Origin of the sequence: Erwinia sp. S43, assembly GCF_016624745.1 — a bacterium.
GTDB lineage: Bacteria > Pseudomonadota > Gammaproteobacteria > Enterobacterales > Enterobacteriaceae > Erwinia > Erwinia coffeiphila.
This window is the reverse complement of sequence record NZ_JACVTX010000001.1, coordinates 81,112-104,795: the sequence shown is the minus strand read 5'-3', so window position 1 is coordinate 104,795 and position 23,684 is coordinate 81,112. Positions and strand designations below refer to the sequence as shown.

At 53.4% G+C, this 23,684-nt stretch carries 28 protein-coding genes; 15 read left to right on the top strand and 13 right to left on the bottom strand.

Features of this window, described 5'->3' with window-relative positions:
* Positions 1-3 precede the first annotated feature (3 nt).
* From pdxY to anmK, 5 genes are all read right to left on the bottom strand, one after another.
* Positions 4-864: a pyridoxal kinase PdxY gene (pdxY, locus tag IBT47_RS00515; RefSeq protein ID WP_105594937.1), complete on the bottom strand. Its 861-nt coding sequence runs from the start codon at positions 862-864 to the stop codon at positions 4-6.
* Between the two features lie 79 nt (positions 865-943).
* The gene (tyrS, locus tag IBT47_RS00510; protein WP_200558641.1) at positions 944-2,218 is read right to left on the bottom strand and encodes a tyrosine--tRNA ligase; all 1,275 of its coding nucleotides are present in this window, start codon (positions 2,216-2,218) and stop codon (positions 944-946) included.
* A gap of 145 nt (positions 2,219-2,363) precedes the next feature.
* Complete coding sequence (gene pdxH, locus IBT47_RS00505) at positions 2,364-3,023, bottom strand: pyridoxamine 5'-phosphate oxidase (RefSeq protein WP_105594939.1); 660 nt, start codon at positions 3,021-3,023, stop codon at positions 2,364-2,366.
* Positions 3,024-3,088: 65 nt separating this feature from the next.
* On the bottom strand, positions 3,089-3,403 hold the full coding sequence (locus tag IBT47_RS00500; RefSeq protein ID WP_200558639.1) for an MliC family protein: 315 nt from the start codon (positions 3,401-3,403) through the stop codon (positions 3,089-3,091).
* Positions 3,404-3,466: 63 nt separating this feature from the next.
* Positions 3,467-4,585: an anhydro-N-acetylmuramic acid kinase gene (gene anmK, locus IBT47_RS00495; RefSeq protein ID WP_200558638.1), complete on the bottom strand. Its 1,119-nt coding sequence runs from the start codon at positions 4,583-4,585 to the stop codon at positions 3,467-3,469.
* A 287-nt stretch (positions 4,586-4,872) separates the two neighbouring features.
* On the opposite strand from anmK, the gene slyB reads away from it, so the two are divergent.
* Positions 4,873-5,340, top strand: coding sequence for an outer membrane lipoprotein SlyB (gene slyB, locus IBT47_RS00490; RefSeq protein ID WP_200558637.1), 468 nt, complete (start codon positions 4,873-4,875; stop codon positions 5,338-5,340).
* A 61-nt stretch (positions 5,341-5,401) separates the two neighbouring features.
* On the opposite strand, the gene IBT47_RS00485 is transcribed toward slyB, so the two are convergent.
* Together IBT47_RS00485 and IBT47_RS00480 are read right to left on the bottom strand one after the other, a co-directional pair.
* Entirely contained in the window at positions 5,402-6,133 is a 732-nt protein-coding gene (locus IBT47_RS00485; protein WP_200558636.1) for a MerR family transcriptional regulator, read from the bottom strand.
* A gap of 250 nt (positions 6,134-6,383) precedes the next feature.
* On the bottom strand, positions 6,384-7,604 hold the full coding sequence (locus tag IBT47_RS00480) for a diguanylate phosphodiesterase (protein ID WP_200558635.1): 1,221 nt from the start codon (positions 7,602-7,604) through the stop codon (positions 6,384-6,386).
* Positions 7,605-7,918: 314 nt separating this feature from the next.
* Between IBT47_RS00480 and ycgZ the strand changes: the two genes are divergently transcribed.
* The 3 genes from ycgZ (at position 7,919) to IBT47_RS00465 (ending at position 8,920) form a co-directional block, all read left to right on the top strand.
* The gene (gene ycgZ / locus IBT47_RS00475; RefSeq protein ID WP_105594945.1) at positions 7,919-8,158 is read left to right on the top strand and encodes a regulatory protein YcgZ; all 240 of its coding nucleotides are present in this window, start codon (positions 7,919-7,921) and stop codon (positions 8,156-8,158) included.
* A gap of 143 nt (positions 8,159-8,301) precedes the next feature.
* Entirely contained in the window at positions 8,302-8,604 is a 303-nt protein-coding gene (locus IBT47_RS00470) for a hypothetical protein (protein ID WP_200558634.1), read from the top strand.
* A 37-nt stretch (positions 8,605-8,641) separates the two neighbouring features.
* Complete coding sequence (locus IBT47_RS00465; RefSeq protein ID WP_200558633.1) at positions 8,642-8,920, top strand: biofilm development regulator YmgB/AriR family protein; 279 nt, start codon at positions 8,642-8,644, stop codon at positions 8,918-8,920.
* Positions 8,921-9,049: 129 nt separating this feature from the next.
* On the opposite strand, the gene slyA is transcribed toward IBT47_RS00465, so the two are convergent.
* The gene (gene slyA / locus IBT47_RS00460; RefSeq protein ID WP_200558631.1) at positions 9,050-9,487 is read right to left on the bottom strand and encodes a transcriptional regulator SlyA; all 438 of its coding nucleotides are present in this window, start codon (positions 9,485-9,487) and stop codon (positions 9,050-9,052) included.
* A 151-nt stretch (positions 9,488-9,638) separates the two neighbouring features.
* Between slyA and IBT47_RS00455 the strand changes: the two genes are divergently transcribed.
* The 3 genes from IBT47_RS00455 to IBT47_RS00445 are packed head-to-tail and all read left to right on the top strand — an operon-like array spanning position 9,639 to position 12,751.
* Positions 9,639-9,878 carry a DUF1656 domain-containing protein gene (locus tag IBT47_RS00455; protein ID WP_105594949.1) on the top strand — a complete coding sequence of 80 codons (240 nt, stop codon included), beginning with the start codon at positions 9,639-9,641 and terminating at the stop codon, positions 9,876-9,878.
* Between the two features lie 4 nt (positions 9,879-9,882).
* On the top strand, positions 9,883-10,740 hold the full coding sequence (locus IBT47_RS00450; protein ID WP_200558974.1) for an HlyD family secretion protein: 858 nt from the start codon (positions 9,883-9,885) through the stop codon (positions 10,738-10,740).
* Between the two features lie 7 nt (positions 10,741-10,747).
* Positions 10,748-12,751, top strand: a complete 2,004-nt coding sequence (locus IBT47_RS00445) for an FUSC family protein (RefSeq protein WP_200558622.1) — start codon at positions 10,748-10,750, stop codon at positions 12,749-12,751.
* Positions 12,752-12,795: 44 nt separating this feature from the next.
* On the opposite strand, the gene IBT47_RS00440 is transcribed toward IBT47_RS00445, so the two are convergent.
* Genes IBT47_RS00440 through IBT47_RS00430 form a run of 3 tightly spaced genes read right to left on the bottom strand, consistent with a single transcriptional unit; the run spans position 12,796 to position 14,931 of the window.
* A complete protein-coding gene (locus IBT47_RS00440) occupies positions 12,796-13,692 on the bottom strand; it encodes an aldo/keto reductase family oxidoreductase (protein ID WP_200558620.1) in 897 nt (298 codons plus the stop codon).
* A gap of 43 nt (positions 13,693-13,735) precedes the next feature.
* Positions 13,736-13,975 carry a DUF1289 domain-containing protein gene (locus tag IBT47_RS00435; protein ID WP_200558618.1) on the bottom strand — a complete coding sequence of 80 codons (240 nt, stop codon included), beginning with the start codon at positions 13,973-13,975 and terminating at the stop codon, positions 13,736-13,738.
* Positions 13,976-14,022: 47 nt separating this feature from the next.
* Positions 14,023-14,931 carry a LysR substrate-binding domain-containing protein gene (locus IBT47_RS00430; protein WP_200558616.1) on the bottom strand — a complete coding sequence of 303 codons (909 nt, stop codon included), beginning with the start codon at positions 14,929-14,931 and terminating at the stop codon, positions 14,023-14,025.
* A 104-nt stretch (positions 14,932-15,035) separates the two neighbouring features.
* Here IBT47_RS00430 and IBT47_RS00425 point away from each other — a divergent pair, with 104 nt between their 5' ends.
* The 6 genes from IBT47_RS00425 to rnt all read left to right on the top strand — a co-directional run bounded on the left by IBT47_RS00425 (position 15,036) and on the right by rnt (position 20,541).
* Positions 15,036-15,680: an NAD(P)-dependent oxidoreductase gene (locus IBT47_RS00425; RefSeq protein ID WP_200558615.1), complete on the top strand. Its 645-nt coding sequence runs from the start codon at positions 15,036-15,038 to the stop codon at positions 15,678-15,680.
* Positions 15,681-15,786: 106 nt separating this feature from the next.
* On the top strand, positions 15,787-17,424 hold the full coding sequence (gene eptA, locus IBT47_RS00420) for a phosphoethanolamine transferase EptA (protein WP_200558613.1): 1,638 nt from the start codon (positions 15,787-15,789) through the stop codon (positions 17,422-17,424).
* 77 nt (positions 17,425-17,501) lie between these two features.
* The gene (locus tag IBT47_RS00415) at positions 17,502-18,092 is read left to right on the top strand and encodes a TetR/AcrR family transcriptional regulator (protein WP_200558973.1); all 591 of its coding nucleotides are present in this window, start codon (positions 17,502-17,504) and stop codon (positions 18,090-18,092) included.
* A gap of 44 nt (positions 18,093-18,136) precedes the next feature.
* Complete coding sequence (locus tag IBT47_RS00410; protein WP_200558612.1) at positions 18,137-19,237, top strand: alkene reductase; 1,101 nt, start codon at positions 18,137-18,139, stop codon at positions 19,235-19,237.
* Between the two features lie 143 nt (positions 19,238-19,380).
* On the top strand, positions 19,381-19,788 hold the full coding sequence (gene gloA / locus IBT47_RS00405; RefSeq protein ID WP_105594958.1) for a lactoylglutathione lyase: 408 nt from the start codon (positions 19,381-19,383) through the stop codon (positions 19,786-19,788).
* Positions 19,789-19,890: 102 nt separating this feature from the next.
* On the top strand, positions 19,891-20,541 hold the full coding sequence (gene rnt / locus IBT47_RS00400; protein WP_105594959.1) for a ribonuclease T: 651 nt from the start codon (positions 19,891-19,893) through the stop codon (positions 20,539-20,541).
* Between the two features lie 95 nt (positions 20,542-20,636).
* On the opposite strand, the gene IBT47_RS00395 is transcribed toward rnt, so the two are convergent.
* On the bottom strand, positions 20,637-20,975 hold the full coding sequence (locus tag IBT47_RS00395; protein ID WP_105594960.1) for a Grx4 family monothiol glutaredoxin: 339 nt from the start codon (positions 20,973-20,975) through the stop codon (positions 20,637-20,639).
* A gap of 365 nt (positions 20,976-21,340) precedes the next feature.
* Between IBT47_RS00395 and IBT47_RS00390 the strand changes: the two genes are divergently transcribed.
* Complete coding sequence (locus IBT47_RS00390) at positions 21,341-22,204, top strand: C40 family peptidase (protein WP_234471644.1); 864 nt, start codon at positions 21,341-21,343, stop codon at positions 22,202-22,204.
* A 65-nt stretch (positions 22,205-22,269) separates the two neighbouring features.
* Here the strand turns inward: IBT47_RS00390 and IBT47_RS00385 are convergent, their stop codons facing one another.
* A complete protein-coding gene (locus tag IBT47_RS00385) occupies positions 22,270-22,359 on the bottom strand; it encodes a YnhF family membrane protein (RefSeq protein ID WP_105594962.1) in 90 nt (29 codons plus the stop codon).
* 295 nt (positions 22,360-22,654) lie between these two features.
* Between IBT47_RS00385 and purR the strand changes: the two genes are divergently transcribed.
* Entirely contained in the window at positions 22,655-23,680 is a 1,026-nt protein-coding gene (gene purR, locus IBT47_RS00380; protein WP_105594963.1) for an HTH-type transcriptional repressor PurR, read from the top strand.
* Positions 23,681-23,684 lie beyond the last annotated feature (4 nt).

Sequence of the window (23,684 nt, the reverse complement as noted above, 5' to 3'; positions counted from 1 at the left end):
ATATTACAGTTTTACCGCTTCAAAATGCTGTACGGGTTCCGCGATAGCATTCTGCGCAGCAACCAGCTGTAGTTCGTATTCGCCCATCTGATGCGTTTTCAACATCACTTCATATACTGCCGCAGTGACGTGCTCCAGAGACTGCTGCAGTGAGAGTCCGTGTAACAGATCCACCAGCAGCAGGCCACTGCTCAGATCGCCCACGCCCACCGGCTGACGCACACCGAAGTCGATGAGCGGGCGGCTGATATGCCAGGCTTCGTCAGCGGTGATTAACAGCATTTCGAAGCGGTCGCTACGATATCCGGCGCGCGCCAGATGCTTCACCAGCACCACCTTCGGCCCTTTTGCAATCAGCTCGCGTGAAACCTGAACCGCTTCGTCCACGCTGGCCACACTGCGACCGCTTAGGATCTCCAGCTCAAGCAGGTTTGGCGCAATAATATCGCTGGCGGGCAGCGCGTAGAGTCGATGAAACTCTGCTACGCCGGGAGCAACAATGCAGCCCTTTTCCGGGTGACCCATTACCGGATCGCAGAAATACCAGGCGTTGGGGTTCGCGGCCTTGACCATGCGAACGATTTCCAGAATCTGTTCGCCCTGCTCGGCAGAGCCCAGATAGCCACTCAGTACCGCATCACAGGTTTTCAGACGATCGATATCGTTAATGCCACGGGCAATATCGGTAAGATGCGTTGCGGGCATTACCGTACCGGTCCAGTGACCGTATTGAGTGTGGTTAGAAAACTGAACGGTATTTAATGGCCAAACGTTTGCGCCCATGCGACGCATCGGGAACTCTGCCGCGCTGTTACCGGCGTGACCAAAAACCGTGTGGGACTGGATGGAGAGAATATTTTTCATCGTGCTGACCTGTACTTTCCTGCCAATAAAAAAGCCGGTTTACCCGGCTTTAGCAGCGAGGCTGACCCCGCGAGAGTTTTTATTTCCAGCAGATTAAGCTGTAATTCTTTTTGCCGCGGCGCAGCAGCGTGTAGCGACCGAACAGACGATCGTCCTCGCCCGGAACATATTCCGCATTGGTTTGCAGCGCGCCGTTGATGCTGATGGATTTTGCGTCGATCAGCTTACGGGCCTGGCCGCGTGACGGGGCCAGTTCGGCGTTAACCAGCGCCTGCTGCAGATCCTGACCGGCCTCCAGTTCAGCCGTTGGCATGCCATCCTGCGCCAGCTGTGCCAGATCCTGCTCGTTCAGATCGCTCAGCGAGCCGGAGAACAGACTGTCGGTGATGCGTTTTGCCGCAGCCAGGCCATCAGCACCGTGAACCAGCCCGGTAACCTGCTCCGCCAGCACATACTGCGCGCGCGGGGCTTTGCCGCTGTTTTTGTCTTCTTCTTCCAGCGCATTGATTTCTTCAATGCTCATAAAGGTGAAGAACTTGAGGAAGCGGTAAACGTCCGCATCGGCAGTGTTGATCCAGAACTGGTAGAACTTGTACGGGCTGGTTTTCTTCGGATCGAGCCACACCGCGCCGCCTTCGGTTTTGCCGAATTTGGTGCCGTCAGACTTGGTGATCAGCGGAACGGTCAGGCCAAAGACCTGGTTCTGGTGCAGACGACGGGTCAGATCAATACCGGAGGTGATGTTACCCCACTGATCGGAGCCGCCAATCTGCAGTACCACGTCGTGACGCTCGTTCAGAGCGGCAAAGTCATAGCCCTGCAGCAGGTTGTAGGAGAACTCGGTAAACGAGATACCCTGGTCGTCGCGGTTCAGGCGCTGCTTAACGGCTTCACGGTTAATCATCTGGTTAACGGAGAAGTGTTTGCCGATATCACGCAGGAAGGTCAGCACGTTCATGCCGCCGAACCAGTCGTAGTTATTGGCCGCTATCGCGCTGTTGTCGCCGCAGTCGAAGTCGAGGAACGGCGCGACCTGGTGACGGATTTTCTCTACCCACTCGTTAACGGTATCGGTGGTGTTCAGCTGACGCTCAGTTGCTTTAAAGCTCGGGTCGCCGATCAGACCGGTTGCTCCACCCACCAGCGCCACCGGTCGGTGACCGGCATCCTGAAAGCGCTTCAGGCAGAGTAACGGTACCAGATGCCCCAAGTGCAAGCTGTCTGCGGTGGGATCGAAGCCGCAATAAAGGAAGATTTGGCCCTGCGCCAGTTTTTCTCCTAACGCGTCCTCATCCGTTACCTGGGCTACCAGGCCCCGCTCTTGCAATTGTTTGATCAGGTTACTGCTGGCCATCTAAGACTCCATGTAAAAAAAGTCTGCACCTAAGCTGGTACACAGCTTTCCGCTCACACGCGGAGAAAAATAAGGGATATAGAATAATGGCCCACTCCGCTCGAATCCAGCGGTTAAGCCATTATTTCACGTTTCATTTCGCGCTTCAGGGAGCCAGGCGGTCAATCGTCCAGGAATTGTCGTCTTCGCGCTGATAGAAGAAGCGATCGTGCAGGCGGTGAGCGCCCCCCTGCCAGAACTCCATCGAGTCGATTTTGATGCGGAAACCGCCCCAGAAGCTGGGCAGTGGGATCTCACCCTGCTGGAATTTTTGCTTAAGTTCGAGGAATTTGCCTTCCAGCACGCCACGCGCTGAGATGCGGCTGGACTGTTTTGAAACCCAGGCACCAAGTTGGCTGTCGCGCGGACGGCTGTGGAAATACTTAATCACTTCAAGCGTGGAAAGGCGCTCAACGCTGCCCAGCACCATCACCTGGCGCTCCAGCATATGCCAGGGAAACAGCAGGCTGATCTTCGGGTTTTTCTCCAGCTGCTGCGCTTTGCGGCTGCCAAGGTTGGTGTAAAACACCATACCCTGCTGGTCGAAATGCTTTAACAACACAATTCGCTGGTAAGGCTGCCCGTGCTCGTCAACGGTGGCGACGCTCATCGCCGAGGGGTCGGGCAGCTGTGCTGCTACCGCCTGCTCGAACCAGTGTTCAAACAGTTTCAGCGGGTCTTCGGGAAGATCCTTGCGGCGCAGGCCGCCACGGGTATATTCGCGCCGCAGGTGGGCAATTTGTTGCAGGTGATCGCTGTCGCTCATCGCTCTGACTTCTGGTTGGGAAGGGATAAGGCATTGTGCGCCCCACCCTTCATTATTTCAATGGGTTAACCTGCGCTCTGTAACTGGCAATCGTTAATGATGATTTTGTCATTGCGCTCAATAAAGGCAGAATCACCTTTCGACCAGAACACATAGTTGCCGTCGCTGTAACGGGTGCCCGATGCCGCCACCTGCTGTTTCAACGTCAGTTGATTGCCGTCCAGAATCATGCTGACTTCACTTTTCGCGTTGTTGAGCTGAACGGTTAGCGGCAGCGTTCCGCAGGTGTAATGCAGCGTTTTCGGCTGTTCCTCAGCGGAATGTTGAAAGTAGCTGCAGCCAGAAAGCAGCAGCGCTGCCACAAAAATCCCCTGTTTCATCGCTATCTCCTGTGTTTTTACGTCAGTTCAGCCCAGCGTAAAACGCTATTTCCGCAGATGCAATCAGCGTAATGGACGATTTGCCGGGAATATTGCCCCTATCACACTGGCCTCGCGCGCACCGGTCACCGATGGCAAATTGCCCGGCAGCCCGCTCAGCGTACGCCACGCCAGCCAGGCAAACGCCAGCGCCTCCATGTCGTCGCCGCTGATCCCCGCTTTATCGGTGCTGGTGACCTCCGTACCCGGAATCAGCGCCACCAGCCGGGCAATCAGCTGCAGATTGCGAGCGCCGCCGCCGCACACCAGCAGCCGGTCACAGCCGCCGCTGAGTAATACCTGATCGGCGATAGTCTTGGCGGTCAGCTCGATGAGCGTGGCCTGAACATCCTGTGCGGCAAGTCCCGGGAACATCGCCAGATGACGTTCCAGCCAGCCGAGATTAAAGTATTCCCTGCCGGTGCTTTTCGGTGCGCTCAGTGCGAAATAGGGATCGCTGAGCATTTGCTGCAACAGCGGATAGATAATGCGACCGCCCGCTCCCCAGGCACCGTCGAGATCGTAGGGTTTACCCTTCTGCCGCCAGATCCAGGCATCAAGCAACATATTGCCCGGTCCGGTGTCAAAACCACGCGGTGCATGACCGGGCATCAGCAGGGAGAGATTAGCTATGCCGCCGATATTGAGCACCATTCTTCGCTCGCTGGGATGCATCAATACTGCATGGTGGAAAGCAGGAACCAGCGGTGCCCCCTGCCCGCCGAGCGCCATATCCCGGCGGCGGAAATCGCCTACAACCGTAATACCGGTAGCGGCCGCGATTTGGTTGTTATCGCCAATCTGCAGGGTGTTTGGCGCGTCTCCGTGGGGTTCATGCCATACGGTTTGTCCGTGACACCCAATCGCGGTGATGTCTTCATGGCTCAATCCCTGGCGTTTGAGCAGCGTATTTATTGCCTCGGCAAACAGTCTGCCCAGCCGGGTGTCCAGCTGGCCCAGCTGAGAAAGTGTCAACGGTTGCCCCTGACAGATAGCCAGAATCTGCAGCTTGAGTTCGTGTGGAATGGGATGCGAATAGCTGGCCTGCTGCGCCACCATATGCTGGTCAATCGCAGCAATCACCACGTCCACACCGTCCAGACTGGTGCCCGACATCACACCGATATAGCGTCCCGATTTCATGCGTCTGCCTTAACCCCGTTAAAGGGCATGAGAATGATGCTGCCAGCCTGGCAAAATATGGTTAGCAATACCATGATTTAGTGAACATTTTTTTATTCTCGCTGTCATTAACTGCACCGCGAATACATTTCATGCGGTGATTGACACGGTGTTTAAGCATCGCAGGCTATATTTTCTTTTACTTTTTTCACATCCAATAGTGAGAAATGCACAGCTGGTAACATATAATGATGCCATTACGGCTGCCTGACTATGTGCAGCAACTGCAATATAAAGGAGTTCTTAATATGATGAAGCGTTTACTAGCCGTGACTCTTGTCGGGATGACGCTGGCGGGTTGTGCAAATAACGACACATTGTCAGGTGATGTGTATTCCGCGTCTGAGGCCAAACAGGTTCAGAGCGTCTCTTACGGCACCCTGGTTTCCGTGCGTCCTATCCAGATTCAGGGCGGCGAAGAAAACAACGTTATCGGTGCTATCGGCGGTGCAGTACTGGGTGGTTTCCTTGGGAATACCGTTGGCGGCGGTACCGGTCGCAGTCTTGCGACAGCAGCGGGTGCGATTGCCGGTGGTGTCGCAGGCCAGGGCGTTGAGTCAGCAATGAACAAAAGCCAGGGTGTTGAGCTGGAAATTCGTAAGGATGATGGCAATACCATCATGGTGGTACAGAAGCAGGCAGCCAGCCGCTTCTCGGTGGGTCAACGTGTAGCAATGGCCTCAAACGGCAGCCAGATTACCGTATCACCTCGCTAACCCCACACACCAAAACTCTCGACATAACTGATACCGGCCATCGCAAATGGCCGGTATTTTTTTATCCTGCATGAAATGCAACGTCGTACCCCTGAGCCTTCCAGTGCGCCATTTGTTCCTGCTGTTCTTGCGTAAGCGCGTTTCCGGTCCAGAGGAAAATGTGCTGGCCTGGGAAAAGTTCCGGTCGCGGATCTTCCAGCGGTTCAGAGAGCACGTCAACGTGCCAGCTTCCCCGTGAAAGCCGCCACGCCTCAAGCCACAGCCGGGTTCGATCCCCGTTACCCCAACTCATTAACAGCGTATTTCTACCCGCTTTTTTTCGCGATGCAGCAAGACATGAACTGGCGTAATCAATCAGTGCACCATCAAACAGGCTGCTCATAGACTGCGCTGTTGAAACATCAAGAATCAGACGTTGGCGCACGGGGAAGATGATCTGGTCGATCACCGCGTCCACCGAATGCTTACGATCCAGCTCGGTGATAATCGCTCGCAGCTTAGCCGGTCTGGCCTGACGGAGTACCGCCATCATCTCTTCCTGGCGGGATTCCCAGCCATCCTGCAAATTCACGTCACTTTGTTCTAAAAGCGCTTTGACCTTACCAACGGAAACGCCGCTTTCAATCCAGCGTTTAATCTCCTCAATCCGCTGGATATCTTCCTCATCAAACTGACGATGTCCCCCTTCCGTACGCTTCGGTTTAAGCAACTCGTAACGACGCTGCCATGCCCGAAGGGTCACCGGGTTGATTCCACATCGCTCAGCGACGTCACCAATACTGTAAAAGGCCATTCACTTCCTCATAGCCAGCCAATACACCATGGTAAAAGTATACACGTTAAAGCTGTACAAAGTTCTGTCAATTATACAGAGATGTTGGATTTTTTAGGCTGAAAGTGTGTTAACTGTACGAGAATGTAACTGACGTAAGCCACAGTTAATAAAGGGGATAGGCACCAGCACTACATTTATCGGAAGAGATCACCGACAGTGCAGGTTTTTACCACCTGCACTGTACAGTTTCGGTTCAGCCACACCGGTATTACATCGCGCTCAACATTTCAGGCCAGCAGACGGCAGGGATCCCTTCGAAGGCAGGTGCGGCGAAAAGATGCCCCTGGAAATGTGACACGCCGGCAGATTCCAGCCACATCCACTCTTCGGGTTTTTCGACGCCAACGGCTGAAACCATAATTTCCAACGAAGCACAGCATTGAATGATCGCCCGGACAATAGCCTGCCGTGGCCCGCTTTTGTGTACATCACGGATCAGTTCTCGATTGATCTTGATCCTTTCTGGCTGAAACTGGGCCAGCAACGACAGTCCGGCAAAACCGCCGCCAAAGTGATCGATAGCGACGCGGATACCGGCAGCCTTGAGTTGTCTCACCGCACTGGTGAACTCTTCAAGGCGAGAGATCACCTCATTTTCTGTAAACTCAACGATGATTTGTTCCGGGACCAATCCGTTAACTTCAATCTCCTCCAACAGGAAATTCACCGCTTCCGGGATTCTGACCAGCGTCATGGGGAGCAGATTGATGGAGAGCGTCCGGGCGCCCACATTGATCGCTCCGGCCAGGGCGAAGGCGGTCTTTTTACTCTTTAAGTCGGCTTTATAGACTTCATCCCCTTCCAGACCACTGAAAAATGCCGCTGAACCCTCCCCCGAAGATGTGCGGATCAATGCCTCTAGCGATACGGTTTTCTGAGCAAGGGGATCGACAATCGGTTGAAAAGCAAAACTGCATTCGGTCGTGATTTCAGCGGGGAGAGATGCGGACTGCACGCTATTGTCATCAGAAACAAATGCCCATGAATCAGCCGGAGGGATCTCGAAGTAATTCTCTTTTTCGGTCGCTTCCACAAACGTGCGGAAGAACTGCAGCGCCCGGTCGTCATAAATTAACTGATATTTAGAGGTTCCTCTGTTCAGAACACTCTGTAACACCTCTTCCCTTTCATATTCCCGCAGATCAAAAAGCTCCATACCCGCTTTACCAAACCGACGGTGAGGTGCGAAATCGCAGAAGACCTCGACCACGTTGTAATGGCGCGAGTCTTCACAAATCCGGCGGTAAATATTAAAAACGCTCTCTTCCGGGCCTTCCAGCAACTGGAAGAAGTGAACACCGTTAAAAAGTAGTATGCCCGTCACATCTGCCTGACCGTTTTTTAAGTTAGCAGCGTTGACCATTTCTTTCAGGTCATGAGGCGGGAAATGCTCACAAATATGGCTGCGATAGATAAGGGTGGTAAGCATGCTACTTCCAGAGGATAAGTGTGTGAGTTGCTACCTTAGCAGAAGACCGTCATTGCGTCTTGTTAATACCAGAGAGTACTAGAGGAAACAGAAGGTTTGAACGATAAACTCCAGCGACCAGCACAGAGTGAAGATACTAACCTGTACACTGCAATTAACATCAGCGCTGGTAAGTTTTAAATCAATTAAAACAACACATTAAATGATTAAAAACTGCATCAATAAAAATATGTACAAGTTTTTATGTACAGATTTTACGTATTGGTATAACTTTAAGGGGTGGTGGATAACTGAGAAAATTACAGGAGTGACATATGCAACAGAACGGTTACAGCCCGGCCCCAGCAAATGCCATTGCCCGCTATTTTGAAAAAGCAGCTCAATCCGAACAGCAGGTGACTCTGGGTGAAATCGTTGTTGAGATACTCAGCGACGGGCGCAGCCTGAACCGCAAAGCAATCTGCACGAAATTACTGCGCCGCCTTGAAACTGCTTCAGATGAATCAGAAGAGAGCCATTATCAGGAACTCATCTCGATGCTGTTTGAACGGTAAATGCGGCGTTTTACTCATTTAAGCCAGATTCAGCCAGGGCACCAGGCCGAGGCATTAAAGAACAGGCCAGGCTGAAAGCTTTGTAATGAAATGACTTAATGCCGCTGAGTTTTTTTATTTTCGCGGCGATAAGAGATGTCGCTATGAACAGAATTGAACATGACAGACTGGCTGCCGAGATTATAGGAGAAGCGGCTTTTGCCCTTCTCCAGCGCAAAGGGCCTATCAATAAGCATTCTTTAATTAAACAACTCGAACAAATGGGCGCTGATGAGTCTGATGCCAAACGATGCCAATATATTGCCTATCTGGTTACGCAATTGAGTGGTAACAGTGAGCACTTTCTGCATCGTGATGAATCAACGCTGAATACTGAACAACACAGCGACAATGTTTTTCCTCTGTTTGGCACTGCGACAGTTTCCGGCAGCGCTAAAAAACATTAACTGACAATGGCGAATTTTAACCTGAACGGTGTGAACGATGAATCAGATTGCAACTAAAAAACCACAGATTTTTCATGGCGTTTCAGGTACCAGCCTCTCTGAGTACTTTCGTACTTCAGGCGAGGCGCTGGCGGAAGAGTCAGCCCTGCTCGGGCAGGTTATCAGCAGCATTATTGCCACTGACGGGCATCTGACTAATAAGGCGATTATTGCGCGCCTGATAGAAATACTCGAATTAACGGACAATGTTGTCAGCGCTGATGTGGTACGCAAAACGCTGGAGATCGTTTTAGACCATACGGTTGATGATATCTGAGTCAGGCCGCTCGGCTTTTATGAGCATTGCAATCAATGCGATGCTCATCCCACTCACGACTCCACGATGCATCACCCCTGCGTAACGACTTCACGCAGCTTCGCTCCCTGCGGTATATAGCCGACATGTTTACTCAGCTTTACGCTGCAGTTCCACAATGTTCTTTTCCAGCCGGGCAATCAGCGTCACCAGTTTGTCAATCTCGGCCTGAGAGATCCCCACCAGAATGTCATCGCGCGTGGCATCAATCACATCTTCTACCTGAGTGATAATCGGTTCTGCCGCTTCCGTCAGACGGATTCGCTTGGCGCGTCGGTCGTTAGCGCAGGTACTGCGCACTATCAGCCCTTTCTCTTCCAACTGATCCAGAGTACGCACCAGTGAAGGCTGTTCGATGCCGATCGCCTTTGCCAGCTGTATCTGTGACTGCTCGGGAGGCAGCTGATGAATATTGTGCAGCGTCACCCAATGAGTCTGGGTTAGCTCCAGTGGTTTCAATCGTTGATCGATTAGTGCGCGCCAGATGCGCACCAGTCTTGCAAGGTCAGTTCCCAACGGGGTATCCAATTTCCACTCCTTATAATTAGCTTGCTAGCTATCAAGCCTCATTTTAGACTATTCTGCGAGTTTACAGGACAAAATACAAATCGCTCCTTAAAGCGCTTGTATCAGATTTTTAGTCGCCACAGGGCCGACGACGATAAGGATTTACAATGTGATGATGACTCTCTCACTGACAGCGGCCCCATTCACCGACCTGGTTCTTGGTGCTTCGCTCTATTTTCCCCCGCTTTTTAAGGCCGTTCTTTTGGGCTTTTTCCTCTGGTTGATACTTCATCCCCTACTCCGGGACTGGATGTATTCCGGGGAAGTTTGGCACCCAACGCTGCTTGACCTGTCGATTTTTATACTTTGCGTCAGCGCTTCGCTGTGGCTGTGGTTGATGATTTCTGGATGAAATGATGAAACTGAATTCGATTAAGTATTTTTCAACTCTGATTGTGTTCGCTGCGGCGCTGTGTGCTGCATGGTGGTTATGGAACTACTACATGCAGTCTCCATGGACTCGTGACGGCAAAGTCCGCGCGGAGCTGGTTAACATTACCCCACAGGTTTCGGGGCGCATCATGCATCTGTATGTGAAAGATAATCAGTTCGTCAGTAAAGGCACCAAACTGTTTAGTCTTGACGACGATCCCTATCGCATCGCCGTGACAACGGCCGAATCGCAGCTGGCGAAAGCCCAGTCTGATTTAGTCAAAGCGCAGCATGAGGCCCGCCGTCGGCAGGATCTTCCACGCAACGTTATCTCGGCAGAAGATCTGGATGAGGCAAATCTCGCGGTGAAATCGATGGCCGCCAGCGAGAAAACGGCACAGTCACAGCTCGATCAGGCACGCTGGGAACTGTCGCAAACGAACGTTTATGCTCCCGTCGACGGATGGATAAATAACCTGGTGACCCGGGTAGGCGACTATGCCAGCAGCGGATCACCGCTGTTTGTGCTGGTTGACAGTCATTCGTTTTACGTTATGGGGTATTTCGAAGAGACCAAACTGCGCCATATCCGGCCTGGCGCTAAAGCCAGACTACGCCTGTTCAGCGACGATCGCGAACTCGGCGGCGAGGTAGAGAGCATCGGACGGGCAATCTACGACCAGAGCGTTGAGACCGACAGCGGACTGGTGCCCGATATCAAGCCTAACGTTCCCTGGGTCAGACTGGCACAGCGCGTGCCGGTTCGTATCAGGCTCACCGATCTTCCGGCAGATCTGCCGCTGGTCGCGGGTACCACGGTGACTATATCGTTACAGTACTGAGGTCGCGATGAATCTGAGCTGGCTTGAGTGGCAGCAACTGCCATGGGTTAAAGCAACGAGTGCGCAGTGGCGCTATGCGTTGCGCAACTCAATCGCTATGTGTCTTGCGCTGAGTATTGCTTACGGTCTGCAGCTCGATCAGCCCTACTGGGCAATGACCTCGGCTGCGGTCGTCAGCTTCCCTACGGTGGGCGGCGTGATCAGCAAAAGTCTGGGCCGTATTGTCGGCAGTATGATCGGAGCCTTTGCTGCGCTGCTGATTGCCGGTCATACCCTGAACGAGCCGTGGCTTTTTACCATCACGATTGCCGCCTGGCTGGCTTTTTGCACATGGGTGTCTAATCACTATCAAAACAACGTCGCCTACGCATTTTCACTGTCGGGGTACACTGCGGCGATTATCGCGTTCAGCTGTGTCAACGTCACCGATTCCAGCGAACTGTGGACCATTGCGCAGGCACGCGTATGTGAAGTGATATCCGGTATTCTCTGCGGTGGGCTGATGATGATGGTGCTGCCGAGCACCTCCGACGGCGAAACGTTGATTAACTCGCTTAAGCAAATGCACGCCAGGCTGCTTGAACATGCCACGCTGCTATTGCAGCGTGAAACCACGGACGGTATGCGTCACGCACACGAAAATGTTATCAGCCAGATCCTGACGATGAATCTGCTGCGTATTCAGGCCTTCTGGAGCCACTATCGTTTCCGACGCCAGAACAACGTGTTGAACTATGTGCTCCACCAGCAGTTACGCCTGACCAGCGTCATATCCAGTCTGCGTAGAATGCTGCTGAACTGGCAGGACCCGCCTGAAATTCTGTACAAGGCTACCCAACAACTGCTGGCTGAACTGGCGCTGAAAAACTGTGACAAGTACCGGCTGGCGCAGATCCTGCAAACGGCAGCGCCGCGAGATACATCATGCTACCAGCATCATGCCTACTGGAAGCATTTACGCTATTTTTGCTGGCTGTATCTGAACAATTCTCGCTGGATACGTCAGTTTGAACGTGCCGACAATGATACCCGGCTCTCTCCCCCCGAGGTCCCGGCTCTGGCTCGCCAGGCTGACGGCGCGGAGGCTGGCTGGAATGCAATTCGTACGTTCAGCGTTGTGTTTCTGGGGTGCGGCTACTGGATTGCCACACAATGGGATTCTGGCGCTGCCGGTATTACGCTGGCAGCCATTGGCTGTGTACTCTATTCATCAGCACCGTCTCCAACCGGCAGCACGCTGCTGATGCTTAAGACGCTGATTCTACTGTCCATTTTCAGTTTTGCGATGATGTTTGGGCTGATGGTTCAGATCACCGTACTCTGGCAGTTTCTGATCGTTCTGTTCCCCCTACTGATAACCATGCAGCTGCTTAAACTTCAGCAGAAAAAGCATGCGGCACTGTGGGGTATGCTGATTGTCTTTTTAGGCTCGTTCATCTCTGTGAGCAACCCTCCGGTTTATGACTATCAGAGCTTTATTAACGATAACCTCGCTAAGGTCTGTACCGTTACTTTGGTTTGGATCGCCTTCGGTATTCTGCGTCCCAGCTCCGATAAGCGGCGCAGCCGTCGTCATATTCGAACCCTGCGTCGGGAGTTTCTCGATCAGCTTAGCCGCAGACCGCGGCTGAGCGAGAACAGCTTTGAGTCACAGGTTTATCATCGTATCAATCAGCTAAATAACAGCCGGGATGAAAATGCGCGGCTCTGGCTGCTGCGCTGGGGAATGGTGCTATTGAACTGCGCGCAAATAGCCTGGCAGCTGCGCGAGTGGCAAACGCCCTTTCCGGCGCTGTCTTCGGTGCGGGATTCAGTGCTGCACGATCTGCAAAACATCATCAGCGAACGCGGCGTTCATCATGTTTCGCTCAATGATACGCTGGCAACGTTACAGCAGCGCATTGATATGCTGATAAGGAGCGGCAATGCGCAGGAAAGCGAACTGGCGGGGATCGTCTGGCGTCTTTACTGTTCTCTTTCGCAGCTACAGCCCCGAGAAACAAAGGCCTGAACGGTAGCGATCCGACGCCGATAGCACGTCGGATCATCATTTTCTTAAGGCACGTCGTAGCCCAGTGCGGCCTTCCGAATTCTGAACCACTGCTGGCGGCTTAAAGAGAGGCTGACGGCGGCGGCGGCACTGCGGACCCGCTCAATCTTACCGCTGCCGATAATCGGTAGCGGCCGTGAAGGCAGCGCCAGAATCCAGGCGTAGATGACCTGTTCGATGTTTTCAGCGGCGATTTCCTCGCGCACGCGCTCCAGCTCTTCGCGCAGGGCCTGATACTGTGGGTGAGTGACAATTTCCCCTCGCCCCAGACAGGACCACGCCATCGGCCTGATGCGTATCTGCTGGCACTGATCCAGCGTTCCGTCCAACAGCAGTTCCTGATGGATCGGTGAGATCTCCACCTGATTAGTGGCTAACGTAAACGGCAGGCGCGACTGTAATAATGAGAACTGTGCCGGTGTGAAATTGGATACGCCGAAATGTTTCACTTTGCCGCTCTGATGCAGTTGGATAAATGCTTCAGCAACCTCATCGGCATCCATCAGCGGATCGGGGCGGTGGATGAGCAGCAGATCGAGGTGGTCCGTGTGAAAATGGCGCAGGGAATTCTCCGCGCTCTGGCGGATATGCTGCGCATCGGTACGGTAGTGACCCAGTTTATGCTCCGGGTTGGCGGTGGTGGCAATACCGCACTTGGTGACCAGCTGCAAACGCCCGCGAAGCGACGGCTGAAGCCGCAGCGCCTCGCCAAATGCCGCCTCACACTGATAACCGCCATAAATGTCGGCATGATCGACGGTAGTGATGCCCAGTTCCACATGCTGTTCGATAAACCCGGTGAGCTGTTGGGGCGACATCTGCCACTCCATCAGACGCCAGTAGCCCATCACCATCGGCGAAAATTCAGGTCCCTGCGGGGCGATTTGCACGGCTTGCAGCATAACTCTCTCCATAACGTAATATGCGCCGCTGACGCGGCTCGACTTAAAACAGGGTGGGTTGATCCGGCTCGTCAGCAGTCGAGGCAGACTGTGTTCGCTGCTGCCGCAGATAACGCTGGCGGCAAAGACGCAAGACGTCGCGTTTTTGCGCATCGCTGAAGCTGTTCCAGTTGAACCGCTCTTCCCGGCTGCGCAGGCAGCCACGACAGTAGCCGCGTGCATCTGCCTGACAGATCCCGCGACAGGGACTGGGTACGGGGAAAAACTCTAACTGTTCTGCCACACCGCCTCCTGCTGGATCGTATTGCCTCTATTGAAGTTCGTCGGCAGTTACTGTGCAAGCCCGCTTAACGGAAATTTGGAAAAATATTCGCGCAGCGCCTGCAACGCCTGACGGCTTTTCTCCGGCAGCACTCTCTCCAGAGTCAGCGCGGTTAGTTTGAGTGAAGGTGCCCGCCATTCCGGCAACAGCACCATCAGCTGCCCGCTGTTGAGCTCTGCACGGATTTCGTTCAGCGGCTGCAGCGACAGACCCATTCCGGCCAGCGTGAACTCGCGGATCACCAGCATGCTGTCGCTCTGCACCTGACCTTCGCTAAGCCGCAGGGTTTGCATTTCTTCGCGCGGATGGTGCAGCTCAATCACCCGTTGATAAAGGTGCCCCTGAATCCAGCGGTGCCCTGCCAGCTGCTGCGGCGTTTCGGGCACGCCGTGGCGGGTCAGATAGGCCGGTGCAGCACAAATCACCATCGGCCATTCGACCAGCGGATGGGCAATAATACTGGCATCGCTCAGCTGTCGGCTAAAGCGCAGAGCAATATCGATGCGATGTTCAATCATATCCAACACGTTATCGGTGGCGATGATCCGCAGCCGCAGTCCGGGGTGTTGTAACAGCAGCGGTGACATCGCGCTGCACAGCGGCTGTCCGCCAATCCCCACGGTGGCACTGATGCGCAGTTCACCGGTGAGCGTATCGCGCATCTCGGCCAGACGCCTTTCGGCTTCCTGAGCGTGGTTCAGCATCGCCTCACAACCGGGATAAAAAGCCGCGCCGGCATCGGTCAGCGTCAGTTTGCGCGTGGATCGGTACAGCAACGGTACGCCCACGGCCTGCTCGAGCGCCCGCAGGTGCTGGCTCACGGCCGAGGCCGACATCCCCAGACGCCGGGCGGCAGCAGCCAGAGAGCCTTCGCTAACTACAATAGCAAACACCGCCATTCTGTTGAGTTTTTCCATTATTCGTAAGTTTTACTTCATTATAAAAGTCAAAATATGCCACTTATCAGCTTCACTGTTAAGCTGTAAAGTGCAATCCACACCCGTTAATAAGGAATGACTTCATGAAACTTACCATCATTGGCGCAACCGGATTTGTCGGCCCTGAAATCGTCAAAGAAGCCCTGTCGCGCGGACATCAGGTCATTGCCGTCTCTCGTTCTGCGGATAAACTGGCAGCGCAATCCGGCCTGACCGTTGCACAAGGTGACGTTCACGACGTGCAGTGGCTCAGCGGCGTCCTGAAAGACCAGGATGCGGTTATCAGCGCCTACAATCCTGGCTGGGCGGAAAGCGATCTGTATGAGAAGTTCACCCGTGGAAGCGGCCTTATCCTGCAGGCGGTAAAAGCCAGCGGCGTGAAGCGCCTGCTTGTAGTGGGCGGCGCAGGGAGCCTGGAAGTGGCACCCGGCGTTGAGCTGGTTGATACCGAAGTCTTTCCGGCCAACATCAAGCCCGGTGCGCTGGGCGCTCGTGACCTGCGTAACCGTCTCCAGTCAGAAGAGCAGGCGCTGGACTGGACCTATTTGTCACCCGCCGCGATGCTGGAACCGGGGCCACGTACCGGCACTTTCCGCCTCGGGACCACGTCACTGCTGATGAACGGTAAACATCCGGCTTCGATTAGCGTTGCCGACCTGGCCGAGGCTATTGTCGATGAAATTGAAAATCCGCAGCATATTCGTCAGCAGTTCACCGCCGCATACTGATCCCCCCGGCCTGCCTCAGGCAGGCCAGACGGTTCACATCGCATTTAAGGTTCATCTAAGGTTTCATCGTTATTCTGCACGCAGATAACACTGCGACTGGAATACCATGAAATCTTTTTTAAAGTTACGTTGTAACGATCTTACTTTTAATCTTTGTGCTGCGCTGCTGTTTACTTTTGCCCTTAACGGTGTATTTCTGCTGCGCGCGTGGCAGACCTTTCCTTATGTTGGCCTACAGGACTATTTTTTTGCGGCCTCTATTCCGCTGGTGCTGTTCTGCGCCTTTCTGTTGATCTTTAATCTGTTCGCCCTGCCATGGGTACGTAAGCCACTGTTAACCTTACTTATCCTGTTCAGCGCCGCCGCTAACTACTTTATGTACAGTTTCGGCACGGTGATTGACACCAATATGATCCAGAATGTGTTTGAAACCGACATTCAGGAAGCCACCTCGCTGTTCAGCACGCGTTATCTTATCTGGCTGACACTGCTCGGACTGCTGCCGGTCGCGGTAATGTGGCGGGTTAAGATTGAATCTTCACGCCCATGGTGGGCATCGATCATCTGGCGTTCGGTCAGTTCGCTAGCGGCTATCCTGCTGATTCTGATGATGGCGGCGCTCTTCTATAAAGACTACGCGTCGATGGTGCGCAACAATAAAGGGCTGGTGAAGATGATTACTCCGGCTAACGTTGCCAGCGGTATTGGTCACTACACGCACGATCGCTGGTTTGCCGGCAGTCAGCAGCTGGTAAAAATCGGCCTTGATGCCCGTAAAGGTCCGATCATTAGCGCAGAAAAGAAAAAGACGCTGGTGGTATTCGTGCTGGGTGAAACGGCCCGAGCGGAGAATTTCTCTCTGGGCGGTTATCCAAGGGAAACGAATCCTAAACTGAAAGGCGATAACGTTATCTATTATAAGAACGCCACTTCCTGTGGAACTGAAACGGCGATTTCCGTTCCGTGCATGTTCTCCAATATGCCTCGCACACAATATGATGCCGGGCTTGCTCGTCATCAGGAAGGGCTGTTGGATATCATGGCGCATGCCGGTGTTAACGTACTGTGGCGTGAAAACGACGGCGGCTGTAAAGGTGCCTGCGATCGCGTACCGCATACGGATATGACCAAATGGCAGGTTAATGAACTGTGCAAAAGCGACTTCTGCCTGGATGATGTGCTGCTGCACCGCCTGAACAACTATATCGACGGCATTAAGGATGATTCGATTATTGTGCTGCACCAGATGGGCAGCCACGGTCCGGCCTACTACCAGCGCTATCCTGCTGCAATGCGTCAGTTCACGCCGACCTGCGACAGTAATCAGATCCAGGATTGCGATCGTCAGGCGCTGATCAACACCTATGACAACAGCATTTTGTATACTGATTCGATGCTCGACAGCACCATCACGCTGCTGAAAAGTTACAGCAGTAAATTTAACGTCGCGATGGTCTATCTCTCCGATCATGGTGAATCACTGGGCGAACGCGGGATGTATCTGCACGGCGCACCGTATCTGTTCGCACCTGAGCAGCAAACGCATATTCCGTTCCTGCTGTGGCTGTCACCGGATTATGAAAGCGCGTTTAGCATCAATTCATCCTGTCTGCAGCAACAGGCAGAAAGCCAGCCGGTGTCGCAGGATAATATCTTCCATACGCTGCTCGGCATGCTCAACATACAAACGAATGAGTATCAGCAAAATCTGGATATGCTCCAGGGCTGTCGTAAAAGCGCTTGAGGAAAAATGCCAGGCGGATCGTGCCCCACCCATCAGCGCAGGTTGAAATCGACCATTCGGTCGGGTACTCTGCTGCGATGAATAAAACGACCCGATTTGATACGCGCGAACATATCCTCAATACCGGTGAGCAGCTCTGCGTGCAGAGCGGCTTTAACGGCACGGGGCTGATCGAGCTGCTAAAAAAAGCTGAAGTGCCAAAAGGGTCGTTTTACTACTATTTCCCCTCCAAAGAAGCGTTTGGAGTGGCAATGCTGGAGCGCTACTTCGCTCGATATGTGCAGAACCTGAGCGCGTTCCTTGCGGAACATCAGGGCGATGCGCGTCAGCGGGTGCTGGAATATTATCAGCAGTCGTGCAGCTGGTGGCAGGAACATCAGTTTGCTGGTTGCCTTTCCGTTAAGCTCTCCGCTGAGGTTTGCGACCTGTCGGAAGAGATGCGCAACGCGCTGGCGGCGGGTTCAGCGGCTTTGATTGGTGAACTGACCTCCGCGCTGGAAAAGGCGCAGCAGCAGGAAAAACTGTCACCTGCCGTCTCCGCCTCCTCCACGGCAGAAACGCTTTATATGCTGTGGCTTGGCGCAAGCCTGCAGTGCAAAATTCGCCGCGACAGTGCGCCTTTACAGATTGCCGTGCAGCAAATGACACGTATTCTTCAGGCGATTTAAAAAAAAACGCCCTTACTAGTCGACCGGTCTACCAGGAGTAAGTTATGGCTTTGAATAAACTGTTTACCCCATTAAAAACCGGCGCGATCACCGTGCCAAACCGCATTTTTATGGCCCCGTTAACCCGCCTGCGTAGCATTGAGCCAGGCGATATCCCCACGCCGCTGATGGGCGAGTATTACCGCCAGCGTGCGTCCTCTGGATTAATTATTACCGAAGCCACTCAAATTACTTTCCAGGCGAAAGGCTACGCCGGTGCGCCGGGGCTGCACAGTCCGGAACAGATTGCCGCATGGAAGGCGATTAACCAGGGTATCCACCAGGATGGCGGTCACAGCGCGGTTCAGCTGTGGCATACCGGGCGTATATCGCACAACAGCCTGCAACCTGAAGGCGCAGCACCCGTATCCGCCTCGGCGATTAATGCCGAAACCCGCACCTCGCTGCGCGATGCTGAAGGTAAACCGCTGCGTGAAGCAACATCTACCCCACGCGCGCTAAGCACTGCCGAGGTTGCCGGCATCGTTGCCGACTTCCGCCAGGCGGTGATTAACGCGCGCGAAGCGGATTTCGATCTGGTTGAGCTGCACTCCGCGCACGGCTACCTGATTCATCAGTTCCTCTCCCCGGCGTCTAACCAGCGCGAGGACCAGTATGGCGGCAGTATTGAAAATCGCACCCGTTTCGCACTGGAAGTGGTTGATGCCGCCATCGACGGCTGGAGCGCCGATCGTATCGGTATCCGTATTTCACCACTCGGCCCGTTTAACGGCCTGGATAACGGCGAAGATCAGGAAGAAGCGGCGCTGTATTACATTGCCGAACTGGCAAAACGCAACCTGGCCTATCTGCATATTTCAGAACCGGACTGGGCCGGCGGCAAACCGTATACCGAAAGCTTCCGTCAGGCGATTCGCGCCGTGTATCCCGGCGTGATCGTCGGTGCGGGCGGTTACAGTGCTGAAAAAGCAGAAGACCTGATCGAACGCGGGCTGATTGATGCGGTTGCCTTTGGCCGCAGCTATATCTCTAACCCGGACCTGGTCGAACGCCTGCAGGCTGGCGCGCCGTTCAACGAACCGCGCCCGGAAACGTTCTACGGCGGCGGCGCAGAAGGCTATACGGATTATCCTGTCTTAGGATAATTGCGCTAAGTTAAGCGGCACATTTGTGATATAATAGATTGTTTTAATAGCGATAATTGCTACGACACTCGCAGTCGTAACGATTATCGCTATACTGTTTTTCTAACGTCATCCGCCGATGACGCCAAAAAAAAGAGGATGTTATGCGTTTACTTCACACCATGCTGCGCGTTGGCGACCTGCAACGTTCTATCGATTTCTACACCAAAGTGCTGGGCATGCGTCTGCTGCGTACCAGTGAAAATACCGAATATAAGTACACCCTCGCCTTCGTTGGCTACACCGAAGAGAGCGAAGGTGCCGTTATCGAACTGACCTACAACTGGGGCGTGGACAGCTACGATCTCGGTAACGCCTATGGCCATATCGCGCTGGGCGTGGATGATGTTGCCGCAACCTGCGATCGCATTCGCAACGACGGCGGTAACGTCACCCGCGAAGCCGGCCCGGTTAAAGGCGGCACCACGATCATCGCCTTTGTTGAAGATCCGGATGGCTACAAGATTGAACTGATTGAGAATAAACACGCCGGACACGGCCTGGGCAATTAAGTTCCTCTGAGGGCCTGCGGGCCCTCCTTCTCACCTGCCTGCTGCATCACGTAGCAAAGTTTGCCATAATACGCCCTGCCTTTTTGCGCCAATGAGAAGCTGATGTCTGAATTAAATGAACTGAATACTCTGAGCAGCCGCTTTCGCGGTTTCTATCCGGTAGTGATCGATGTGGAAACTGCGGGATTTGATGCCAAAACGAACGCACTGCTGGAAATCGCCGCCGTCACCTTAAAAATGAATGAAGATGGCTGGCTGGAGAAAGATGAAACCCTGCATTTTCACGTAGAGCCTTTTGTCGGTTCAGTTTTACAGCCGGAAGCGCTGGCCTTTAACGGCATCGATCCCAGCAACCCCCTGCGCGGTGCCGTCAGCGAATATGAAGCGCTGCACGCCATCTTTAAGCTGGTTCGTAAAGGGATTAAGGATACCGGCTGCAGCAGAGCGATTATGGTGGCGCACAACGCCACATTCGATCTGAACTTTATGAATGCGGCGGCGGAACGTGCCAGCCTGAAGCGCAATCCCTTCCATCCGTTTGTGACCTTTGATACCGCCGCGCTCAGTGGACTGGTTGTTGGGCAGACCGTACTGGCTAAAGCCTGCATCGCGGCCGGAATCACCTTTGACAGTAGCCAGGCGCACTCTGCGCTGTACGACACTACACAGACGGCAGATTTATTCTGTGAGCTGGTCAACCGCTGGAAGCGTCTGGGCGGCTGGCCACTGGCCGTGCCGGAAGCGGAGTCCTGAGCCGTATTAACTCTGCGGCGTGCATTAACCACCGCGCTGACAATATAAAGACGAAAAAAAACCCTGCTTAGCAGGGTTTTTTTATTGCCACCGGCTTATTCAGCAGCGGGGGCTGGGTACTTCTGCGCAGTCTCTTTGATCAGCTGCTGCAGTTCACCGCGCTGGAACATTTCGATAATGATATCGCAGCCACCGACCAGCTCGCCGTCAACCCACAGCTGTGGGAAGGTTGGCCAGTTAGCGTAACGCGGCAGTTCAGCACGAATATCCGGGTTCTGCAGGATATCAACGTAGGCAAAACGTTCGCCGCAGGCAGAAAGAGCCTGAACGGCCTGTGCGGAGAATCCGCAGCTTGGCAGCTTTGGAGAACCTTTCATATACAGCAGGATTGGGTTTTCTGCGATCTGGCGCTGAATTTTTTCAACAGTACTCATAAATGACTTCCTCAGTACGATACTTCGTGTTTAGTTATTGTAGCGATTCTGCTCCGCCGTTGAAAACGACATTTTATGCAGCCCTGATGAACAGAACGCAACAAAATGCAAAATTATGAAAACAAAATAACATTTTCCTATCATCGTTGCAGCGTTTCTCGATGTTGGATTACTTTTTTTTGTTGAGTTAAGCAGCTGATTGCGCTTAATAATTCATCATTTACTTAATCTGTCTTATTGAAACAAAAAACACCTTACCTTTTGTTAAGAAGTTAGATTAGAATTGCCCTAACCCCTGCAAATTGCAGAATTCTTTTTCGATTGCCATGCAGTCATTACACTGAGTTTAACTGTTAATGGGAACGTTGCGTTTAATCATCACGCTTAGCATGCTGGCCTTTGCCCAGCTGTTCTTTAATATGGCGCATGCATCGCCTCATGCTCCCGTTAACGCAAATCAGCATAAAGTTGACCACAACTCTGCGCGTGAGGATGAACGCCGCAAGCGTCGGCCGGTTAAAGCGGCTGCCACGAAAAAAGTCAAAGAACCCCTCATTAAAAAAACCAAAGAGCCTGCGCTTAAGAAAACCAAAGTTTCTGCTACCCAGAAGGCAAAGCTGAAAAAGAGCCAGGAAGCGACGGCCTCACGCGAAGTAAAAACCACCCACATCGGTAAGATGGAGAAAAAACGCTACGGCCGCGAGCGTCTCGCCTCTTTACAGACCAAAAAAGGCAAGAAAGGCCCGCTGCGTGCTATCGAGCGCGATGAGGCTGAATCCCCTGAATCACCGCTGAAGTTGAGCAAAGCGCACCGCGCGCGCTATCAGAAAGCGCGTGAAACGGCGATGAACAAACTGATGGGCCAGTTGGGTAAACCCTACCAGTGGGGAGGCGCATCACCGTCAACCGGTTTCGACTGTAGCGGACTGGTGTGGTATGCCTATAAGGACCTGGTGAAGTTTAAGATCCCGCGTACGGCAAATGAGATGTATCACCTGCGCGATGCTGCGCCGATCAAACGCGATAAACTGGAGAAAGGCGACCTGGTGTTCTTCCGCATCAACGGACGCGGTACCGCCGATCACGTTGGCGTATATCTTGGTGGTGGAAAATTCATTCAGTCACCGAGAACCGGCAAAGACATTCAGGTAAGCGCGCTGGGCGATGATTACTGGCAGGAGCACTATATTGGTGCCCGTCGAATGATGACGCCAAAAACAATTCGCTGATTGCTCAACGCGGTAAGCGATTGCTGAATTGCTAATCGGGAGGAGCCATGCTCCTCCCGATTTTTTTAGTGCAGAATAGCCGTAAAGCTAAATGCAATAATCATCAGTAGCGCACCCACCGTGGTCAGCAGTGAGAATTTCAGATCGGTACTCATCGTCTCTCCTTAATAACCCTGCAAAATGTATGCACAAAGATTTTCCCACAGTTCCCCGTAAAAATCTCGTTTTCTCTGCGCAGCCTTGTTAGAATTCCTCTTTTCCGTTGCGCAACAGTAGCGGATAACGGTTTTTGCCAGCTCTGCAGTCACTCTACGGACGATTTTTTCCCCTTTACGACCCGTTGCGACAGCATCCAAACCACTTTGGTCTGGTGGTAAAAGGCTGCACCCAGGCAAACGTTTAACCAACCTGTTATCAAATAGTTACGATAACACCAGGAGCATAAGTTTAATGGCAACAATTAAGGATGTGGCAAAGCGAGCCGGGGTGTCTACAACCACGGTTTCCCACGTAATTAATAAAACGCGCTTTGTAGCCGAAGAGACTCGTGAAGCAGTGTGGGCAGCAATTAAGGAATTGCACTATTCCCCCAGCGCCGTGGCACGCAGTCTGAAGGTCAACCACACCAAAACCATCGGCCTGCTCGCCACCTCCAGCGAAGCGCCCTATTTTGCCGAAATTATTGAAGCCGTGGAAAACCGCTGCTTTGCCAAAGGCTATACCCTGATCCTTGGGAATGCACATAACGACCTGAACAAACAGCAGGCCTACCTGTCGATGATGGCGCAAAAGCGCGTAGACGGGCTGCTGGTGATGTGCTCTGAGTACCCGGATTCATTAATCTCGATGCTGGAAGACCACCGCAATATCCCGATGGTGGTCATGGACTGGGGTGAATCGCGCGGCGATTTCACCGATACCGTGCTGGATAACGCTTTTGAAGGCGGCTATCTGGCCGGGCGTTATCTGATTGAGCGCGGGCATCGTGATATCGGTGCCATCCCGGGACAGCTGGAGCGCAACACCGGCGGCGGTCGCCATGCGGGGTTCCTCAAGGCGCTGAACGAAGCCGGGATTACACTGCGTGAAGAGTGGCTGGTTCAGGGCGACTTTGAACCTGAATCAGGCTATCGCGCCATGCAGCAGATTCTGGGGCAGAAACAGCGCCCGACCGCCATCTTTTGCGGCGGCGACGTGATGGCAATGGGTGCAATTTGCGCCGCGGACGAGATGGGCCTGCGCGTTCCACAGGATATTTCAGTGATCGGCTATGATAACGTGCGCAACGCGCGCTATTTCACACCGGCGCTGACCACGGTGCATCAGCCAAAAGAGCGACTGGGAGAAACCGCGTTCGATATGCTGCTCGATCGCATCACCAGCAAGCGTGAAGAACCGCAGACCATTGAAGTTCATCCGTCACTGATTGAACGCCGCTCCGTTGCCGACGGTCCGTTCCGCGACTATCGCCGCTAATCCC

Excerpts from the sequence above, each read along its gene's own strand:
- pdxY (WP_105594937.1), bottom strand. The coding sequence starts at position 864 with ATGAAAAATATTCTCTCCATCCAGTCCCACACGGTTTTTGGTCACGCC.
- tyrS (WP_200558641.1), bottom strand. The coding sequence starts at position 2,218 with ATGGCCAGCAGTAACCTGATCAAACAATTGCAAGAGCGGGGCCTGGTA.
- pdxH (WP_105594939.1), bottom strand. The coding sequence starts at position 3,023 with ATGAGCGACAGCGATCACCTGCAACAAATTGCCCACCTGCGGCGCGAA.
- IBT47_RS00500 (WP_200558639.1), bottom strand. The coding sequence starts at position 3,403 with ATGAAACAGGGGATTTTTGTGGCAGCGCTGCTGCTTTCTGGCTGCAGC.
- anmK (WP_200558638.1), bottom strand. The coding sequence starts at position 4,585 with ATGAAATCGGGACGCTATATCGGTGTGATGTCGGGCACCAGTCTGGAC.
- slyB (WP_200558637.1), top strand. The coding sequence starts at position 4,873 with ATGATGAAGCGTTTACTAGCCGTGACTCTTGTCGGGATGACGCTGGCG.
- IBT47_RS00485 (WP_200558636.1), bottom strand. The coding sequence starts at position 6,133 with ATGGCCTTTTACAGTATTGGTGACGTCGCTGAGCGATGTGGAATCAAC.
- IBT47_RS00480 (WP_200558635.1), bottom strand. The coding sequence starts at position 7,604 with ATGCTTACCACCCTTATCTATCGCAGCCATATTTGTGAGCATTTCCCG.
- ycgZ (WP_105594945.1), top strand. The coding sequence starts at position 7,919 with ATGCAACAGAACGGTTACAGCCCGGCCCCAGCAAATGCCATTGCCCGC.
- IBT47_RS00470 (WP_200558634.1), top strand. The coding sequence starts at position 8,302 with ATGAACAGAATTGAACATGACAGACTGGCTGCCGAGATTATAGGAGAA.
- IBT47_RS00465 (WP_200558633.1), top strand. The coding sequence starts at position 8,642 with ATGAATCAGATTGCAACTAAAAAACCACAGATTTTTCATGGCGTTTCA.
- IBT47_RS00455 (WP_105594949.1), top strand. The coding sequence starts at position 9,639 with ATGATGACTCTCTCACTGACAGCGGCCCCATTCACCGACCTGGTTCTT.
- IBT47_RS00450 (WP_200558974.1), top strand. The coding sequence starts at position 9,883 with ATGAAACTGAATTCGATTAAGTATTTTTCAACTCTGATTGTGTTCGCT.
- IBT47_RS00445 (WP_200558622.1), top strand. The coding sequence starts at position 10,748 with ATGAATCTGAGCTGGCTTGAGTGGCAGCAACTGCCATGGGTTAAAGCA.
- IBT47_RS00440 (WP_200558620.1), bottom strand. The coding sequence starts at position 13,692 with ATGCTGCAAGCCGTGCAAATCGCCCCGCAGGGACCTGAATTTTCGCCG.
- IBT47_RS00430 (WP_200558616.1), bottom strand. The coding sequence starts at position 14,931 with ATGGAAAAACTCAACAGAATGGCGGTGTTTGCTATTGTAGTTAGCGAA.
- IBT47_RS00425 (WP_200558615.1), top strand. The coding sequence starts at position 15,036 with ATGAAACTTACCATCATTGGCGCAACCGGATTTGTCGGCCCTGAAATC.
- eptA (WP_200558613.1), top strand. The coding sequence starts at position 15,787 with ATGAAATCTTTTTTAAAGTTACGTTGTAACGATCTTACTTTTAATCTT.
- IBT47_RS00415 (WP_200558973.1), top strand. The coding sequence starts at position 17,502 with ATGAATAAAACGACCCGATTTGATACGCGCGAACATATCCTCAATACC.
- IBT47_RS00410 (WP_200558612.1), top strand. The coding sequence starts at position 18,137 with ATGGCTTTGAATAAACTGTTTACCCCATTAAAAACCGGCGCGATCACC.
- gloA (WP_105594958.1), top strand. The coding sequence starts at position 19,381 with ATGCGTTTACTTCACACCATGCTGCGCGTTGGCGACCTGCAACGTTCT.
- rnt (WP_105594959.1), top strand. The coding sequence starts at position 19,891 with ATGTCTGAATTAAATGAACTGAATACTCTGAGCAGCCGCTTTCGCGGT.
- IBT47_RS00395 (WP_105594960.1), bottom strand. The coding sequence starts at position 20,975 with ATGAGTACTGTTGAAAAAATTCAGCGCCAGATCGCAGAAAACCCAATC.
- IBT47_RS00385 (WP_105594962.1), bottom strand. The coding sequence starts at position 22,359 with ATGAGTACCGATCTGAAATTCTCACTGCTGACCACGGTGGGTGCGCTA.
- purR (WP_105594963.1), top strand. The coding sequence starts at position 22,655 with ATGGCAACAATTAAGGATGTGGCAAAGCGAGCCGGGGTGTCTACAACC.